The organism is Salinifilum ghardaiensis, from assembly GCF_054491345.1.
This window is the reverse complement of sequence record NZ_CM137101.1, coordinates 1-18126: the sequence shown is the minus strand read 5'-3', so window position 1 is coordinate 18126 and position 18126 is coordinate 1. Positions and strand designations below refer to the sequence as shown.

Here is an 18126-nt window from a genome sequence, read left to right as displayed (position 1 = left end):
TCCCGCGGCAGTCGGCGGGCCATCACCAACCACCGGGGACCACCTCCGGTGGAAGTCCGGCCGGCCGGTCCCCACCGGCCAAGGAGGAAGAACATGGACGAAGTCACCACGATGGCCCGTGCCGGAGAGAACATGGGCAAGGCCGTCGGCACCGGCATGCGCACCGCGCGGCACGGAGCCAAGCGCGCAGGCCACGTCGGGCTGGTCGTGTCCAAGCAGGCAGCGGCGCGGGCCGACCGCGAGCTCGCCCAGCGGGGCCTGTCCACCGCCGAGATCCAGGACCAGCTCGCGCGCAGGACCACCGGCATGTCCCGCAAGGAGCTGGCCAAGCGCAGCCGCAAGATGCGCAAGGAGTGGGACAAGCGCACCAAGCAGCAGCGCAAGCAGCTCGCCCGCAACACCGAAGCGGCCCGGCGCGAACTCGCCGCCCGCATCGACCCCGGCAAACCCAAGCACCGCACGTGGCGGTGGGTGGTGCTGGGCGTGCTGGCGGCGGCCTGCGCGGCCGGTGTGGCGCTGCTGCTGACCCGCCGCCCGGAGGAAGTCCCCCTCGGCGGCGAGAAGGACGAGTACCCCGAGCCGAACGGCTCCGAGCGCCGCGCGGACACCGACACCGCCGCGGCGACGCCGAGCCCCGCGGCGGGCGCGGACGGTCCCGGCGTCCGCCCCGGTCCGACCGGCTGAGCCGCGCCGGGTGCGCCGGGCCGGCCGGCGCACCCGGGCAGCGCGGCCCGGGTGCGCGGACCGGCGGTCGCGTGCTCGGCCGCACCGGTCCCGGCGAGCGGCGCAGCCGCTCAGACCAGGCCGAGCGCCAGCATCGCGTCGGCCACCCGCAGGAACCCGGCGATGTTCGCCCCGGCCACGTAGTCCCCGGGCATGCCGTACTCCTCCGCCGTGCGGTAGCAGCGGTCGTGCACGTTGCTCATGATCTCGCGCAGGCGCTGCTCGCTGAACTCGCGCGACCAGGAATCCCGCGAGGCGTTCTGCTGCATCTCCAGCGCCGAGGTCGCCACGCCACCGGCGTTGGCGGCCTTGCCCGGGCCGAACGCCACACCGGCGTCCCGGAACACGCGCACGCCCTCCGGAGTCGTCGGCATGTTCGCGCCCTCCGCGATCGCGATGCAGCCGTTGCGCACGAGCTGCTCGGCCTCCTTGCCGGTGATCTCGTTCTGCGTGGCGCACGGCATCGCCACGTCCGCCTCGACGTCCCACACCTGGCGGTCCTGCCGGAACCGGCCGGAGGAGCGCCGCTCGGTGTACTCGGACAGCCGGGTGCGCTCGACCTCCTTGAGCTCCTTGACGAGATCGACGTCGATGCCCTTCTCGTCGTAGAGCACACCGCCCGAGTCCGAGCAGGCCACCACCGTGCCGCCGAGCTCGTGCACCTTCTGCATCGCGTAGATCGCCACGTTGCCGGAGCCGGACACCACCGCGGTCTTGCCCGCCAGCGAGTCGCCCCGCGCCGCGAGCATGTCCTGCACGAAGAACACGGTGCCGTAGCCGGTCGCCTCGGTGCGGATCTGCGCCCCGCCGAAGGCCTCGTTCTTGCCGGTCAGCACGCCGGACTCGTACCGGTTCGTCAACCGCTTGTACTGGCCGAACAGGTAGCCGATCTCCCGGCCGCCGACCCCGATGTCCCCGGCCGGAACGTCGGTGTGCTCACCGAGGTGGCGGTACATCTCGGTCATGAAGCTCTGGCAGAACGCCATGATCTCCCGATCGGACTTGCCCTTCGGGTCGAAGTCCGCACCGCCCTTGGCCCCGCCGATCGGCAGGCCGGTCAGCGCGTTCTTGAAGATCTGCTCGAACCCGAGGAACTTGACGATCCCCAGGTACACGCTCGGGTGGAACCGCAGTCCGCCCTTGAACGGGCCCAGCGCGCTGTTGAACTCGACGCGGAACCCGCGGTTGATGTGCACCTCGCCGTTGTCGTCCTGCCACGGGACGCGGAAGATGATCTGCCGTTCCGGTTCGCAGAGGCGCTCCATGATCCGGGCCTGGGTGTACTGCGGGTGCTTGCCCAGCACCACGCCGACGCTCTCGAAGACCTCGCGCACCGCCTGGTGGAACTCGCTCTCCCCGGCGTTGCGCCCCACGACCTCCTCGTAGACCGGCTCCAGGGTCTCGTGCAAGAACATGTGCCACTCCGCTCTCATCTCGAACCGCACGCGAGGAATCTCCGACCGGCCGGGCGTGCCAGGCGTGCGGCGTCACAACAGTAGGTGATCATCCGCGCACTGCTGGGGGAAGCGACTGCGTCGGAAATCATCGCGGGCCGCAGGCATCGAGACCGCGGCACCGCGGTGCTGAACGCCCGGTCGCGCTTCGGTCGGCTGCGGTACACGCCATCGCCACCCGCCAGTTCCGCCAACGCTGCCGGAACGGGGTTCCGCAGTCCATGGTGTCCGGAATGTGGCACCGGACGACCATCCTGTGCAACCGCGCTGACGGTACCCGAGCGCCCGCGCGCACGACTACTGCGCGCACGGATTGAGCAGGTCACACCGAAGGTGATCCAGATGTGATCCAGCGTGGATCATGAAAAAAGACCAGGCCTTCTGACCTGGTCTTTCGGTGGTGGAGACGAGGGGAATCGAACCCCTAACCCCCGCCTTGCAAAGGCGGTGCTCTGCCGATTGAGCTACGTCCCCAGCAGGACGGAATCGCGAGCCGGATTCACGAGGTCTGGACCTGCGGATCCCGCGCCCGCGGGAGGAACTCGACCGCGGAGAACCGGCGGAACACCTGCCGGGCGCTCAGGGGCCGCCCGAAGACGAAGTCCGCGGGGACCCGCCGGGCCGGTCAGCACCGCGCGGCGTCGTCACGCCTCAGCGGTCGCCTCGCGCCACAGGTCGGCCTCGGCCTTGGCGGCACGGTTGCGCCGAATGACGAAAAACACGACGCCGGCAACGGCGGCCAGTGCGATCAGCTTCTTCATTGCGGACGCCTCCCTATGACGGCATCAGTGCCGTGACGCTGGGCCATCCCACGGCGCTGGAAAAGCCTGGGATCGTGGGCCTAGCTGGACTTGAACCAGCGACCTCTTCGTTATCAGCGAAGCGCTCTAACCGTCTGAGCTATAGGCCCTCGGTGCGCCACACACATTACAGGACCCCGCGGCACACCGTTCAACGGGGGGTGCCCCGCGATTCACGACGCCGTCGCCGCGGGGCACCCGACCGGCCTCACTCCCGCTCGGACAGGGTGACCTCCAGACCGCCGGCGAAGTCCGCGGCGACGTTGTAGATGAACGCCGCGACCGTCGACAGCGCCGTGACGAGCACGATGTTGATCGCCCCCACGATCAGCGCGACGCCGAACACGCTGCCCGCGCTGATGAGCGGATCGCTCAGCGTGTTGTCCGTCTGCGTGAGGTCCGAGATGCCGCTGTTCAGGTTGTCCCAGACGCCCATCCCGTCCAGCACGCCGTACAGCACCGCGACGGCGATCATCCACACGATGAAGGCCGCGACGCTGAGCACCAGCGCCAGCTTGAGCACCGACCAGGGGTCGACCCGCTTGATGTGCAGGCTCGCGCGCCGCGGTCCCCGGCTCGGCCGCCGGGCGGAGCCCGCCGAGCTCGACGCCGGCTCGGCACCGGCGCCCGCACCGCGGGCGGCCCCGTCGTCCCGAGCGGTCCCGGTGTCGAACGACACCGGGCTGCGCTGCTGGTCCTGCGGCAGCTGCGTGCGCACGGTCTCCTGATCGTGCACCGCACCGGCTGCGGCGGCGCCACCGGCCCGCACGGTCGGCTGCTCCGCGGTGGCCGCGGTGGCCGCCGCCGAGGCGGAGTTCTCCGCGGTGCCCGCACCCGCCGCGGAGGCACCCGCCGCAGGGGCGGAGGTGTCCGCGGCAGCGCCCCGCTGCCACGGCGGCGGGGCCTCCGTTCCCTCCTGCGCGGCGCCCGCCTGCTCGGTGGCGTCCGCTCCGCCCGCACCGGCGGCGGATCCGGCGGTCTCGGAGTCCTGCGCCGCGTCTGTCATGACCACGCTCCGGTCCGCGTCCTCCTCCGGGCGCGAATCCGATTCCTCCGGCTTGTCGGAAGCTGTCACGAGCGATCCCTTGTCGAGCGTCGACGTGGTCGGCGGCCCACCAGGAGACCCCGGAGGGGTCAGCGAGCGGACCGCCCCACGATGTGTGCTGGCCGCTTTCAGTTCTGCTGGCCGGTGCTGCCCGGCTGACCGGCGGTGTCCGGATCGGCGGCCTCGTCCGCGTTCCGCGCGATCGCCACCAGGCTGGTGCCCTCGTCGAGGTTCATCAGCCGCACACCCTTGGTCTGCCTGCCGGCCTTGCGCACCTCCCCGGCGGTGGTGCGGATGACCCCACCGGTCGAAGTGATCGCGTAGAGCTCGTCGTCGTTGTCGACGATGAGCGCGCCCACAAGCCTGCCACGTTTCTCGTCGTGCTGAATGGTCAGCACGCCCTTGCCGCCCCGGCCCTGCAGCGCGTAGTCATCGATCGGAGTGCGCTTGGCATAACCCCCGTCCGTGGCGACCAGGACGTAGCGGTCCGGCCGGACAACGCCCATGGAGAGCAGTTCGTCCCCCTCGTTGAAGCGCATGCCGAGCACCCCGGAGGTGGCCCGGCCCATCGGCCGCAGCGCCTCGTCGCTGGCGCGGAACCGGATGGACTGCCCTTCCTCGGAAACCAGCAGCAGGTCGTCCTCCGCCGAGCAGAGGACCGCCCCCACCACCTCGTCGGTGTCCTTGAGGTTGATCCCGATCAAACCACCGGAGCGGTTGGAATCAAAGTCGGTCAGACGCGACTTCTTGACCAAACCGTTCTTCGTGGCCAGGACCAGGTACGGCGCGACCGTGTAGTCCTTGATCTGCATGACCTGGGCGATGTGCTCGTCCGGCTGGAAGGCCAGCAGGTTCGCCACGTGCTGACCGCGCGCCGTGCGGTTGGCCTCCGGCAGCTCGTAGGCCTTCGTCCGGTAGACCCGCCCCTTGTTCGTGAAGAACAGGATCCAGTCGTGCGTGGAGCACACGAAGAAGTGCGACACGATGTCGTCCTGCTTCAGCTGCGCGCCCTGCACGCCCTTGCCGCCGCGCTTCTGCGCCCGGTACAGGTCCGTGCGCGTCCGCTTGGCGTACCCGGTCCGGGTGATGGTGACCACGACGTCCTCGTCGGCGATCAGGTCCTCGATCGCGACCTCACCGGAGTACGGCACGATCTTCGTGCGCCGCTCCTCGGCGTACTGGTGCACGATCGACATCAGCTCCTCGCGGATGATCGCGCGCTGCCGCTCCGGCTTGTCCAGGACGTCGCGCAGGTCGGCGATCTTCTCCTCGATCTCGGCCAGCTCGTCGAGGATCTTCTGCCGCTCCAGGGCCGCCAACCGGCGCAGCTGCATCGCCAGGATCTCGTTCGCCTGCGTCTCGTCGACCTCGAGCAGCTCGATCAGCCCGGTGCGGGCCTCGTCGACCGTGGGCGAGCGGCGGATCAGCGCGATCACCTCGTCGAGGTGGTCCAGCGCCTTGGCCAGCCCGCGCAGCACGTGCGCGCGCTCCTCGGCCTTGCGCAGCCGGTAGCGGGTGCGCCGCACGATCACGTCGACCTGGTGCTTGACGTAGAGCTTGATCGCCTGGTCCAGCCGCAGCGTGCGCGGCACCCCGTCGACCAGCGCGAGCATGTTCATGCCGAACGTCGTCTGCAGCTGGGTGTGCTTGTACAGGTTGTTCAGCACGACCTTCGGGATCGCGTCCCGCTTGAGCGTGATGACGATCCGCATGCCGCGGCGGCTGTTCGACTCGTCGGCGATGTCGGCGATGCCGGAGATCTTGCCGTCCCGGTGCATCGTCGCGATGCCCTCGATCAAGTTGTCCGGGTTGACCTGGTACGGCAGCTCGGTGACGATCAGCGAGTTGCGCCCCTTGCGGTCCTCCTCGACGTTGACCACCGCGCGCATCTTGATGGAGCCGCGGCCCGTCCGGTAGGCGTCCGCGATCGAGTTGGTGCCGAGGATCAGCCCGCGCGTCGGGAAGTCGGGGCCCTTGATCCGCTCGATCATCGCCTCGAGCAGCTCCTCGTCGGTGGCCTCCGGGTTCTCCAGCGCCCACACGACGCCGTCGGCCACCTCGCGCAGGTTGTGCGGCGGGATGTTCGTGGCCATCCCGACCGCGATCCCGCCACCACCGTTGACCAGCAGGTTCGGGAACCGCGACGGCAGCACGTCCGGTTCCTGGGTGCGGCCGTCGTAGTTGTCCGAGAAGTCGACGGTCTCCTGCTCGATGTCGGCGAGCATGTGCATCGCCACCGGCGCCAGCCGCGATTCCGTGTTGTGGCTGACGAAACCGTCCGTGATGAACGAGTGGTCCTCGCTGTCCACGCGCAGGCTGTAGACGTCCTGCACACCGGCGTCGCTGACCGACTCGACCGCGGCGTAGTGGAAGCGGCCGTCCACGAGCGGCTCGACGACGTCGAGCACCTCGGGGTTGGTGATGTGCGCGCGGATCTCCTCGCGGTTGTGCTCCCAGCGCTCGATCCGGTCGACGTTGTGCCGGCGCAGCCAGTCGCGCTCGGTCCACCGCTCGGCCCCGTGTTCGCGGATGTACTCCGCCACGAACGGGACGTGATCGTGCGACAGAGCCCGGCTCTTCTCCGGAATGCCCTCCAGGATCTCGGACAACTTGCGCTGCTTCTCCTGTTCGAACCCGATCCGCTCGGCGAACAGGCGCGCATTCCGCCGGTTGGTGATCACGACCTTGCGCTCACCGTCGGCACAACTGGTGATCTTGGTGGCGATCCCGAACTCCAGCAGCAGCTGCTGAACCTCTCGGGCCAGACGATCGCTGTAGGTCGAGTACGAAATCTGAACTGTGTTGCGCGGAAGGCCCGAGCACGAACCATCGCCCGTGAACAACCAGGACAGGAAGGCGCGCTTGGTGCTCGTACCACCCCGCCAGACGAACTCGGGCACGTGCTTGTCTGCGCTGCGCTGACCGGCGAGCCTGCCGAGCACGCTCTCGCGCAGTGCGGAGAGGTTCTGCACGTCCAGCTCGTGGACGATCGAGCCCGACTTGAGCTGACGGGAGTACACGTAGCGCGGACCTCCAACGAGCGTGTCGTACAACTCGACCACGCGGTTGAAGAAGTCCTCGTCGATGTTGTTGAAACCCGCTCGGCCTTCGGAGACGAACCCCTCGCTGACGAAGGCGCCGGCGAGCAGCGCTGCCTGCCGCTCACGCTCGTCGACGGAGTTCTCCTCCGGCTGCGTGCGCTGCATGACGACCCGGTCACCCGGCTGGATCTCCGCTAGGAGCTTCCAGACGAGAGTCGGCACGCCGAGCAGCGGGACGAGGCACAGCACCGGGTGGTTGTGCGTCCCGGTGAGCTCGTGGCCACCGCTGGTGCGCAGCTTCAGCGTCGGGTGCTGGCCGGAGTGGAACAGCTTCTCGGCCAGCACCGGGTCACCGTTGCGGCCCTGGACCTTCAGCTCGATGTCGTTGTCGCTGTTGGACTCGGCGTTCGGAACGATGTCGGCGATCCGCACCGATGCCCCGTCCGCCAGTTTCACGCGGGTGCCGCCGGTCACGCAGTACCTCATGGCGGCGGCCGGATCGTTGCCGGGCGAGCCGAAGTTGCCCTGGCCGTCGACCAGCTTGTGCCGCATCGCCCAGGGCTGCGCCAGGCGGACCAGGGTGTCGTAGATGGCCGAGTCGCCGTGCGGGTGGTAGTTCCCCATCACCTCGCCGACGACGCGCGAGCACTTCACGTACGAGCGGTCGGGCCGGAAGCCGGAGTCGTACATCGCGTAGAGCACGCGGCGGTGCACCGGCTTGAGCCCGTCCCGGACATCCGGCAGCGCCCGCGCCACGATGACGCTCATCGCGTAGTTGATGTAGGAGTTCTGCATCTCCTGCTGGATGTCGACCGGTTCGACGCGGCCGCTCTCCGGAGGCAGGGTTTCGGTCACGGTCTTGGATTCCTTTCACGCGGTCAGGCGAGTCTGGCGCTGCGGCGCGGGCGGGTCCGCCGCGCGTCGCGCGCGAACGCGGTGCGGGCGCGCCTCACACGTCCAGGAAGCGGGCGTCCTTGGCGTTGCGGTTGATGAACGACCGGCGCGCGTCCACGTCCTCGCCCATGAGCACGCTGAACAGCTCGTCGGCCGTCGCCGCGTCGTCCAGCGTGACCTGCCACAGCAGCCGGCTGTCCGGGTTCATCGTGGTCTCCCACAGCTCCTGGGCGTCCATCTCGCCCAGTCCCTTGTACCGCTGGATGCCGTCGTCCTTGGGGACCTTGCGCCCCTCGGCGACCCCGCGCTCCAGCAGGGAGTCGCGCTCGCGGTCGGTGTAGGCGTAGTCCGGCTCCGAGCGCGGCCACTTGATCTTGTACAGCGGCGGCTGGGCCAGGTACACGTGCCCCGCCTCGATGAGCGGACGCATGAAGCGGAAGAACAGCGTGAGCAGCAGGGTGCGGATGTGCTGGCCGTCGACGTCGGCGTCGGCCATGATCACGATCTTGTTGTACCGCAGCTTGGACAGGTCGAACTCGTCGTGGATGCCGGTGCCCAGCGCGGTGATGATCGACTGGACCTCGTTGTTCTTGAGCACCTTGTCCAGGCGGGCCTTCTCCACGTTGATGATCTTGCCGCGGATCGGCAGGATTGCCTGGAACCGCGACTCGCGGCCGTCCTTGGCCGAGCCGCCCGCCGAGTCGCCCTCGACGATGTAGAGCTCGCACTCCTCGGGGCTGTTGGACTGGCAGTCCTTGAGCTTGCCGGGCAGCCCGCCGATGTCCATCGCGCTCTTGCGCCGCACGAGCTCCTTGGCCTTGCGGGCCGCGGTGCGCGCCTGCGCCGAGGACACGGCCTTGTTCACGATCGCCTTGGCGTCAGTGGGGTTGCGCTCGAACCAGTCCGTCAGCCACTCGAAGGCGGTGGTCTGCACGAAGGACTTGACCTCGGTGTTGCCGAGCTTGGTCTTGGTCTGGCCCTCGAACTGCGGCTCGGCGACCTTGACGGAGATGATCGCCGCGAGGCCCTCGCGCACGTCGTCACCGGTGAGGTTGCCGTCCTTGTCCTTGAGCATCCGCTTGTCCTTGGCGTAGGCGTTGACCACGCGGGTCAGCGCCGCCCGGAAGCCCTCCTCGTGCGTACCGCCCTCGTGCGTGTTGATCGTGTTCGCGAAGGTGTAGACCGACTGGTTGTAGCCGGAGTTCCACTGCATCGCGATCTCGACGTCGTGGCCGGGACCGGAGGCGCTGAAGGAGACGATCTTCTTGTGGATCGGGTCCTTGGTGGCGTTGATGTGCCCGACGAAGTCCTCCAGCCCGCCCGGGTAGTGGAACGTCCGGTGCCGGGTCTCCTGCTCCTCACCGGTGGTCTCGTCGACCAGGTGGCGCTCGTCGTGCAGGACCAGCGTCAGGCCCTTGTTGAGGAAGGCCATCTCCTGCATGCGGCGGGCCACGGTCTCGGCGTTGAACTGCGTGGTCTCGAACAGCTTCGGGTCCGCCCAGAAGGTGATGCTCGTGCCGGTGCGGTCGGTCCGCTCGCCGCGCTCGACGTCGTGCACGGGCTTGGAGTCCTCGTAGCGCTGCCGCCAGACGTAACCGTCGCGGTGCACCTCGGCCTCGAGCACCGAGGACAGCGCGTTCACCACCGACACGCCGACGCCGTGCAGGCCGCCGGAGACGGCGTAGCTGTCACCGCCGAACTTGCCGCCGGCGTGCAGCATCGTGAGCACCACTTCCAGCGTGGGCTTCTTCTCCACCGGGTGCTCGTCCACCGGAACACCGCGGCCGTCGTCGGTGACCCGCACAGCGCCCTCGGGCAGCAGCGTCACCTCGACCTGGCTGGCGTAGCCGGCCATCGCCTCGTCGACGGAGTTGTCCACGACCTCCCAGACGAGGTGGTGCAGACCGCGCTCCCCGGTGGAGCCGATGTACATGCCCGGGCGCTTGCGAACTGCCTCAAGGCCCTCGAGAACGGTGATGGATGAAGCGGTGTACTCGCTCTTCTTCGATGTCACGGGCCTCGATGTCTCCTTGGGCCGGTTGTCGTTGGTCTGCCGGAGGCTCGCTGCGCGACAGCCGCCTGCCGTCGGGATCCGACGGATCGGCACTCCGGCTGGTGGAGCTCACCGCACGCGTCTGCCGCACACCGTCCTTCGAACGGGGGCGCGGCGCTGAGGTGGTCTCGCTCGGCGTGCGGACCCGCGCCGCGGATCCGCGCCCGCCCCGCAGCCGATTCTACTTCCCTGGAACGACAGAAGCGGGGCAAGGACACCCCTGGTTTGCTCACAGAGCGAAAAACTCGACCCAGGGACCCCGGCGAACACCCCCGCATCGCCTCCAACGGCTCCAACCGGCACTCGGCGGGCACCGCGGTGCGCGGTCGGCGGCCCCGGGGAAACCCGGCCGGGACGACCCGGAGGCGGCTCCCCGCACGGCCCGGGACCGGTCGTCAGCCGTACGTGTCGCGGGGACCCCTGCCCCGCACGTGCCGCGGCCCGCGCCGCCAGCTCGGCGCCGCCGGGCCCTGCACGCGGATCTTGCGCACGACGTCCTGGCCGACCCCGTCGGCGATGCGCCCCAGCAGCTGCCGCTGCAGCAGGCGCAGCTGGGTCGCCCAGGCGGTGGACTCGGCCCGCACCGTCAGCACCCCGTCCTGCAGGCTCACCGGCTGGGTGTGCGCGGCCACGTCCTCGCCGACCAGCCCGGCCCAACCGGCGAACACGCGGCCGCCGGCGATGCGGTCGCCCCAGCCGCGCTCGCTGACCAGCCGCGAGGCGAGCCGGCCGAGCGCCTGCGGATCGCGGTCGTCGGAGCGGGCCCCGGACCAGCCGCGGCGCTTGCGCTGCCCGGTGCGCACCCGCGGGCGGGAGTCCCGCCGCGCGGCCCGGCGCTGGGACGAGCGCTCCCGGGCCGCCTGCAGCGCGGCGCGCGCCAGATCGGGGCCCTGCAGGTCGCCGAACTCGGAGAGGTCGCTCCCCGCGGCGCCGTCCTCGTCCTGAGCGGGTGTTTCACCCGCCCCGGTTCCGTCCGGTTCGCCGGTGCGTGCGGCATCCGAGCGCGTGGAGTTATCCACAGTATCCACAGGGCCATCCCCAGTAGCCGAATTTCGCTGAGCGGAGTGCTGTGCGCGGTCGGCTTGCTCACCCTCCGCGTTCGGAGTGCTCGTCCGCTCCGCTGCGCTCCGCCCGCGCGCCCGCGCGGAGGTCGAACGCCTAGTCGACACGCTGCACCTCGCCTTCGGCCACGCGGAAGCGGACACCGGTGAGCTCCTCGGGAACGTCCTCCTCCACGGCTGCGGTGACCAGCACCTGCTCGGCGCCGGTCACCAGCTCGGCCAGCCGCGCGCGGCGCCGGCGGTCCAGCTCGGCGAACACGTCGTCGAGGATGAGCACCGGCTCGGCGCCGTCCGCCGTCAGCAGCCGGTAGGCGGCCAGGCGCAGGGCCAGCGCGAAGGACCACGACTCGCCGTGGCTGGCGTAGCCCTTCGCCGGGAGGTCGCCGAGGAGCAGGTCGAGGTCGTCCCGGTGCGGCCCGATCAGCGACACGCCCCGCTCGATCTCCTGCCGCCGCACCTCCCGCAGCTGCTCGGTCAGCACCTCCTCCAGCACCGCCGGGTCCGCGGCCGGGCCGTGCGGCTGGCCGTAGCCCGCGGGCAGCGCCTCGTCGATCCCGCACCGGTAGCGCACGTCCGCCACCCGCCCGGCCGGCGCGTCCGCGGAGCCCGGCGAGGCGGCCACGCTCGCGTACTCGCTGGTCACGTACGGCGCCAGCGCGGCCACCAGGTCGAGCCGCCCCGCCAGCAGCTGCGCCCCCAGCCGCGCGAGGTGGCCGTCCCAGACCTCCAGCGTGCTCAGGTCGGCCGACTTCCCGCCGCGGGCGGCCGCCCCCGCCGTCTTCAGCAGGGCGCTGCGCTGCCGCAGCACCTTGTCGTAGTCGGAGCGCACCCCGGCGTAGCGCGGTGCGCGGGACACGAGCAGGTCGTCGAGGAAGCGGCGGCGCTCACCGGGGTCACCGCGCACCAGCGCGAGGTCCTCCGGGGCGAACAGCACGGTGCGGAGGACGCCGAGCACGTCGCGCGGTTTGCCCGCCGCGCCGCGGTTGATCCGCGCGCGGTTGGCGCGCCCCGGGGCGATCTCCAGCTCCACCACCAGCTCCCGGCCCTGGTGCACGACGGCCGCGCGCACGATCGCGCGCTCCGCGCCCTCGCGGACGAGCGGCGCGTCCTGGGACACGCGGTGCGAACCCAGCGTGGCGAGGTAGCCGAGCGCTTCGACCAGGTTCGTCTTGCCCTGACCGTTGGCGCCGACCAGCACCGCCGTTCCCGAACCGAGCGCCAGGTCCGCGTGCTCCCAGCAGCGGAAGTCGGTCACTTGCAAGTGGCGGACGTACACGGTGGTCGACGGTATCGCGGAACCTCCGGCGGCCCGCGGGACGGCGCGGGGAGCGGCGGTGGCAGCGGTTCCGCCGCCGTGCCACCGCCCTCGGGCCACCGCCGTCGGCGCGCGCCCGGGAGCACCGGCCGGGCGGCTCCCGACGCCCGCCGCCCGGGTGGGTGCCCGAGCAGCGGGCAACCGGGAGTCCCCCGGGCACCCCGGCCGGCCCGCGGGCTCCCTCAGTCGCTCGTGGCCACCGAGTGGCCGCCGAACTGGTTGCGCAGCGCGGCGACGGCCTTCATCGCCGGCGAGTCCTCCTGCCGCGAGGAGAACCGGGCGAACAGCGAGGCGGTGATCACCGGTGTCGGCACGGCGTTGGCGATGGACTCCTGCACGGTCCAGCGCCCCTCGCCGGAGTCGCTGACCCAACCGCGCAGCTGCTCCAGCTCGGGGTCCTCCTCGAGGGCGCGGACGAGCAGGTCGAGCAGCCAGGACCGCACGACGGTGCCGCGGCTCCACGCCTTGACCGTGGCGGGCACGTCGGTGACCACATCGGACGCGGCGAGCAGCTCGAAGCCCTCGGCGTAGGCCTGCATGAGGCCGTACTCGATGCCGTTGTGCACCATCTTGGCGTAGTGGCCGGCACCGACCGGCCCGGCGTGGGCGAAGCCCTCGTCGCGCGGTCCCTCGGGGCGCAGCGCGTCGAAGATCGGCATGGCGCGCTGCACGTCCTCCGCGGCGCCACCGGCCATCAGCCCGTAGCCGTTCTCCGCGCCCCAGACCCCGCCGGAGACGCCGACGTCGACGTAGCGCACCTCGTGCTCGGCCAGCAGCGCCGCGTTGTCCTGGTCCTCGGTGAACCGGGAGTTGCCCCCCTCGATGACGAGGTCCCCGGGGCTGAGCGCACCGGCGAGCTCCTCGATGGTCTGCCTCGTGGGGTCGCCGTGCGGCACCATGATCCAGACCGCGCGCGGGGCGCTGAGCGACTTGACCATGTCCGCGACGGACGCGGCGTCACTGACCTCCTGGTTGCGGTCGTAGCCGACGACCTCGTGCCCGGCGGCGCGCAGCCGCTCGCGCATGTTGAAACCCATCCGGCCGAGGCCGACAAGTCCGAGTTGCACCGGAACTCCCTCTTCGCGAGCTGATGTGATTGCCGATTCGGTGGTCGGCACCTCGAATCGCCATGCCGTCGCGGCCGGGGCGCTCGTGGCGGGCGCGCCGCGCGGGTCAGCCGGGCAGCCGCACGGGCATGAGCAGGTACAGGTAGCCGTCCGCCACCTCCCCATCATCCCCCACGGGTTTGAGCAGCGCCGGTCGATTGGCTGTGGTGAACAGCATCTGTGCGCGATCGCTCTTGAGCGCGTTCAGACCGTCCTGCAGGTAGCTCGGGTTGAACGCGATCGTGATCGGCTCCCCGGTGAACTCGACCGGGAGCTCCTCCTCGGCGCTGCCCTCGTCGTCGCCGCCGGCGGTCAGGCGCAGCGCGCCCTCGGAGAACTCCAGCCGGACCTGGGTGCCGCGCTCGGCGACGAGGGAGACGCGCTTGATCGCGTCGAGCAGCGGCGACACGTCCACGGTGGCCTGGATGGGGCTCTCCTCCGGCAGCAGCTGCCGGTACTTGGGGAACTCCGCGTCGAGCAGGCGGGTCGTGGTGCGGCGGGCGTTGCCGGACAGCCCGAGCAGCCCGTCGCCGGAGGCCAGCGACAGTTCCACGGTGCTCGCCGGGCCGCCGAGCGTTTTCGCCGCGTCAGCAAGGGTTTTCGCAGGAACGAGCACCGAAGTGTCCGCTGTGGACGAACCGGGCTCCCACGTGATCTCGCGCATGGCCAGCCGGAAGCGGTCGGTGGCGACCATGGTCAGCTTGTCGGCGTTGATCTCCATCCGCACGCCGGTGAGCATCGGCAGCGTGTCGTCCTTGCCCGCGGCGACCGCGACCTGGGCCACCGCCTCGCTGAACACGTCACCGGGCACCGAACCCGCGTGCTCCGGCATGCCGGGGAGTTCCGGGTAGTCCTCGACCGGCATGGTCGGCAGGCTGAACCGGGAGCTGCCGCAGGTGATCGTGACCCGCTGGCCGTCCACGGTGAGCTCCACGGGGCGGGCCGGCAGGGCCTTGGTGATGTCGGCCAGCAGCCGCCCGGACACCAGGGTGCGCCCGGCGGTTTCGATCGCCGCTTCGGTGCTGACCTGCGCCGAGACTTCGTAGTCGAACCCGGACACGGTGAGCGCGTCGCCGGAGCTGGCATCGAGCAGCACGCCGCCCAGCACCGGTACCGGAGGCCGCGAAGGCAGGCTGCGCGCGACCCAGGCCACGGCGTCGGCCAGGCCGTCCCGTTCCACGCGGATCTTCATGGGTGTCCTTTCGGTTTCAGCCATGAGCTGGAGTGGTGCGGCCCGAACCCCGGCCGGTGGAGGCTTGCGCGGTCCGCGGCTCGCACACCGGGATGTGCCGGGCGTCACGGCGCCGCAGCAGCGAGCCTTCGAAACGGGTGAGGACCGGTCCGCGGTTCGCGGGCTTTCCACGGTAGAGCGTGCCGCTGGATGTGCAGAACCGGGGGCCGGGGCCCTCCCGGCGCTCGTCCGTCCACTTGTCCACCGCCCCTACCCCTCTTCTCCCTTCTTTCAAAGAAAGAAGAAGGACAGCAGGCGCAGTAGGACTTGTGGGCAGTGGGGACAAGTCGCTTTTTCGCAGCGCACTACGAGTGACCGGGTGTGGAGGACCTGGGGGTTCCCTCGGGACGGAGCTTGGGATGAATCGTGGACAACTCGCGGGTGTCATCCGGGTGTCCCCAACGTGGCCGAGGCGTCCACACCCGGATCCACAGATCTCCCCCGAGTTGTACCCAAGCGCTGTTGACGTCCGGGCGGGCGCGGCGGCCTGTGGGTCGTGCTGTGGGCGACCTGTGGTCAACTCCCGGACACCTGTGGGCAACTGCGCGGTAGTTGTGTACAGCTTGTGGATCCTGTGGATGAATTCCCTGCGCAGCCCTGTGGAGCAGCAGCTCGGGGGCAGCTGTGGACAACCGGCGGGACCGGCGGTTTTTCTGCGCGACCGGTGCGATGAAGACCACCCGGGCTCGTGGAAAAGTTTCACCGGTTCGTGGGGCTGCTTCCGCCCGGTGGGGGTCCGGCTCGCCGGTGCGCGCGGGGCGGTGGACGTTTCCGCGCGGCCGGTCGGACCGCGCCGCACCGGGTTCGCGGAAAGGTCGCGGCGGGTCCCCACCCGCTCGCCGCGGGGCGGGACGCGGGGCAGGGCGGCGGGACCGGGGACGGCGGCACCGGACAGCGGGATCGGGATCGGGACGGCAGCACCGGGGTCGGTGGGGCCAGAGCGGGAACAGGTGCGCGCCGCAGCGGCAGCCTTGCACGGCGCCGCGCAGCGGGGTCGCGGACACGCCGCGGGGGCGCTGGTCCGGTACCGAAGGCGGGCACGGCCTCGCTCCGGACTGCGGTGCAGCGGGACGTCCCGCTGCACCGGCACGTCCGCCCCGACCCCGGGGCGGACGGGATCACGGCTACCCGGGAGGGGTCCGGAGCGGGGCGACGTCGGAGGTTCCTCCCAGCTGCCCCCGGACAGCCGCCCCGGCGGCCAGTCCGCCGACCCGCCTCAGCGGGACTGCTGCTTGATCCGGGCGGTGAGCTCCTGCACCTGGTCGTAGACGCGGCGGCGCTCGGCCATCTCCTTGCGGATCTTCTTGTCCGCGTGCATCACCGTCGTGTGGTCGCGACCCCCGAAGGACTGGCCGATCTTCGGCAGCGAGGAGTCCGTCAGCTCCCGGCACAGGTACATCGCGATCTGCCGCGCCTGCGCCAGCGCCTTCGTCTTGCCGGGGCCGCACAGGTCGTCGACCGTGACGCCGAAGTACTCCGCGGTCACCGACATGATCGTCGGCGCGGTGATCTCCGGGTTCGGCTGCGAGTCCTCCGGGATGAGGTCGCGCAGCACGATCTCGGCCAGTTGCATGTCCACCGGCTGCCGGTTGAGCGAGGCGAACGCGGTGACGCGGATGAGCGCGCCCTCCAGCTCCCGGATGTTGCGCTCGATGCGCGAGGCGATGAACTCGAGCACGTCGGCCGGTGCGTTCATCCGGTCCTGCGCGGCCTTCTTGCGCAGGATCGCGATCCGCGTTTCCAGCTCGGGCGGCTGGATGTCGGTGATCAGCCCCCACTCGAAGCGGGTGCGCAGCCGCTCCTCCAGCGTGCGCAGCCCCTTCGGCGGCCGGTCGGAGGAGACGACGATCTGCTTGTTCGAGTTGTGCAGCGTGTTGAAGGTGTGGAAGAACTCCTCCTGGGTCCCCTCCTTGCCCTCCAGGAACTGCACGTCGTCCACGAGCAGGACGTCCACGTCGCGGTAGCGCCGCTGGAAGGCGACCTGCCGGTCGTCGCGCAGCGAGTTGATGAAGTCGTTGGTGAACTCCTCGGTGGAGACGTAGCGCACGCGCATGCCGGGGAACAGCCGCTGCGTGTAGTGCCCCACCGCGTGCAGCAGGTGCGTCTTGCCCAGCCCGGACTCGCCCCAGATGAACAGGGGGTTGTAGGCGCGGGCCGGGGCCTCCGAGGCGGCGACCGCTGCGGCGTGCGCGAACCGGTTCGACGAGCCGATGACGAACGTGTCGAACGTGTACTTGCCGTTCAGCCGCGTCTGCGAGGTCGGCGGGCCGTGCTTCGGCGCGGTGTACGGCTGCCCCGGGGTGCCGTCGGCGGAGGTGTCGCCGGAGCTCTCGACCTCGTCGGGCTCCTCCGCGTCGTCCTCGGCCTGCTCCTCGTCCCGCGTGCGGTGCCGCCCGCTGCTGGCCTGGGGGCTCGCGCCGCGCGCGGCATCGCCGGTGTCGCCGTTCGGCTCGGGGTGGGCGACCGGCTGGATCGCCCCGAACTGCTGGGTCTGCTCGGCGCTGGTCTCCAGCGGAGGGGGCGGAGCGCCCCCGGGCCAGCGGAACTCCGTGGTGGGCAGGTCGGAACCGCGCGTGTCGGACGGCGGGATCGACCCGGTGTGCGCGACGTGGCCGAACGTCTCCCGGTCCCCCTCGGCGGCGTGCTGCGGACCCGGTCGCCGGTCCTGCTGTGTGTGGCCCTGCTGGGTGTGGCCCTGCTGGGGACGGGGCTGCTGGTCCTGCGGTGGCAGCGGGAGCTGCTGCTCCTGGGGCCACGCCGGTGCGGCGGGAGCGGCTCGCGCGGCCGACTGCTCCCAGGACCGGGAGCGTGCTTGTTCGGGTGCGGTGCCCTCGTTCCGGGCGGGCTCGCGCCCGGCCGGCCGCTCGGGGGCGGTGCCGGTGCTTCCGGTGAAGTGCAGCGGCAGACCGGCGGGGGCGCTGCGCCCCTCCTGCTCAGTACCGGGCTGCTGCGACCCGGGCTGCTGCGACCCGGGCTGCTGCGACCCGGGTCGCTGGGGGGATTCCTCGTGCGCAGCCGGCTCCTGCGGAACGGGGGCGGGCGATGGCGCGGGGGGTGCGGAAGCCGCGGCGTCCGCAGCTGCGTCCTCGTCGGCGTCCTCGTCGTCCCCGCCGGCGGCCACCGGCCGGGTGGGGGCGGGAACGGCGGTGTCCACCTTCACCGCGAGGGAGACGTCACGCCCGAGCCGGCGGGAGAGCGCATCGGTGATGGTCTCGCGCAGGGCGCGCTCGATGGCTTCCTTGGCGAAGTCGCTGGGCGCTGCCAGCAGCGCCGTCCCGTCGAGCAGGCCGATCGGCCGCGTGACGCGCATCCACGCCCGCTGCTGCGGGGAGAGCGTGCCGGAGGACAGCTCCTGCACCACCTCTTCCCAGACTCTGCCGAGATCGGTTTGGTGCTCGGACAA

At 70.9% G+C, this 18126-nt stretch carries 10 protein-coding genes, 2 tRNA genes and 1 pseudogene; 1 reads left to right on the top strand and 12 read right to left on the bottom strand.

The features are described 5' to 3' along the window. Positions 1-93 precede the first annotated feature (93 nt). Positions 94-684: a hypothetical protein gene (locus tag ACVGV0_RS00065; protein ID WP_459157792.1), complete on the top strand. Its 591-nt coding sequence runs from the start codon at positions 94-96 to the stop codon at positions 682-684. Between the two features lie 110 nt (positions 685-794). Here the strand turns inward: ACVGV0_RS00065 and gdhA are convergent, their stop codons facing one another. The 12 genes and pseudogenes from gdhA to dnaA form a co-directional block, all read right to left on the bottom strand. After that, positions 795-2138 (bottom strand): NADP-specific glutamate dehydrogenase, encoded by a 1344-nt coding sequence (gdhA, locus tag ACVGV0_RS00060; protein WP_459157791.1) that lies wholly within the window; start codon positions 2136-2138, stop codon positions 795-797. A 437-nt stretch (positions 2139-2575) separates the two neighbouring features. Next, positions 2576-2651 (bottom strand) — tRNA-Ala (locus ACVGV0_RS00055). A 179-nt stretch (positions 2652-2830) separates the two neighbouring features. Next, positions 2831-2938, bottom strand: a pseudogene (locus tag ACVGV0_RS00050) (DLW-39 family protein); the annotation flags it as partial. 75 nt (positions 2939-3013) lie between these two features. After that, positions 3014-3087: transfer RNA gene (locus ACVGV0_RS00045), tRNA-Ile, on the bottom strand. 98 nt (positions 3088-3185) lie between these two features. Beyond that, entirely contained in the window at positions 3186-4052 is an 867-nt protein-coding gene (locus tag ACVGV0_RS00040) for a DUF3566 domain-containing protein (protein WP_459157790.1), read from the bottom strand. Between the two features lie 98 nt (positions 4053-4150). Then, positions 4151-7918, bottom strand: coding sequence for an intein-containing DNA gyrase subunit A (gene gyrA, locus ACVGV0_RS00035; protein ID WP_459157789.1), 3768 nt, complete (start codon positions 7916-7918; stop codon positions 4151-4153). A gap of 94 nt (positions 7919-8012) precedes the next feature. After that, positions 8013-9971 carry a DNA topoisomerase (ATP-hydrolyzing) subunit B gene (gene gyrB / locus ACVGV0_RS00030; RefSeq protein ID WP_459157788.1) on the bottom strand — a complete coding sequence of 653 codons (1959 nt, stop codon included), beginning with the start codon at positions 9969-9971 and terminating at the stop codon, positions 8013-8015. A 434-nt stretch (positions 9972-10405) separates the two neighbouring features. Further along, positions 10406-11029 (bottom strand): DUF721 domain-containing protein, encoded by a 624-nt coding sequence (locus ACVGV0_RS00025; RefSeq protein ID WP_459160114.1) that lies wholly within the window; start codon positions 11027-11029, stop codon positions 10406-10408. Between the two features lie 139 nt (positions 11030-11168). Continuing rightward, positions 11169-12347 carry a DNA replication/repair protein RecF gene (gene recF, locus ACVGV0_RS00020; RefSeq protein ID WP_459157787.1) on the bottom strand — a complete coding sequence of 393 codons (1179 nt, stop codon included), beginning with the start codon at positions 12345-12347 and terminating at the stop codon, positions 11169-11171. Between the two features lie 221 nt (positions 12348-12568). Then, positions 12569-13453 (bottom strand): phosphogluconate dehydrogenase (NAD(+)-dependent, decarboxylating), encoded by an 885-nt coding sequence (gene gnd / locus ACVGV0_RS00015; protein WP_459157786.1) that lies wholly within the window; start codon positions 13451-13453, stop codon positions 12569-12571. Between the two features lie 106 nt (positions 13454-13559). Further along, a complete protein-coding gene (gene dnaN / locus ACVGV0_RS00010) occupies positions 13560-14684 on the bottom strand; it encodes a DNA polymerase III subunit beta (protein ID WP_459160113.1) in 1125 nt (374 codons plus the stop codon). A 1255-nt stretch (positions 14685-15939) separates the two neighbouring features. Next, positions 15940-18126, bottom strand: coding sequence for a chromosomal replication initiator protein DnaA (dnaA, locus tag ACVGV0_RS00005; protein ID WP_459157785.1), 2187 nt, complete (start codon positions 18124-18126; stop codon positions 15940-15942).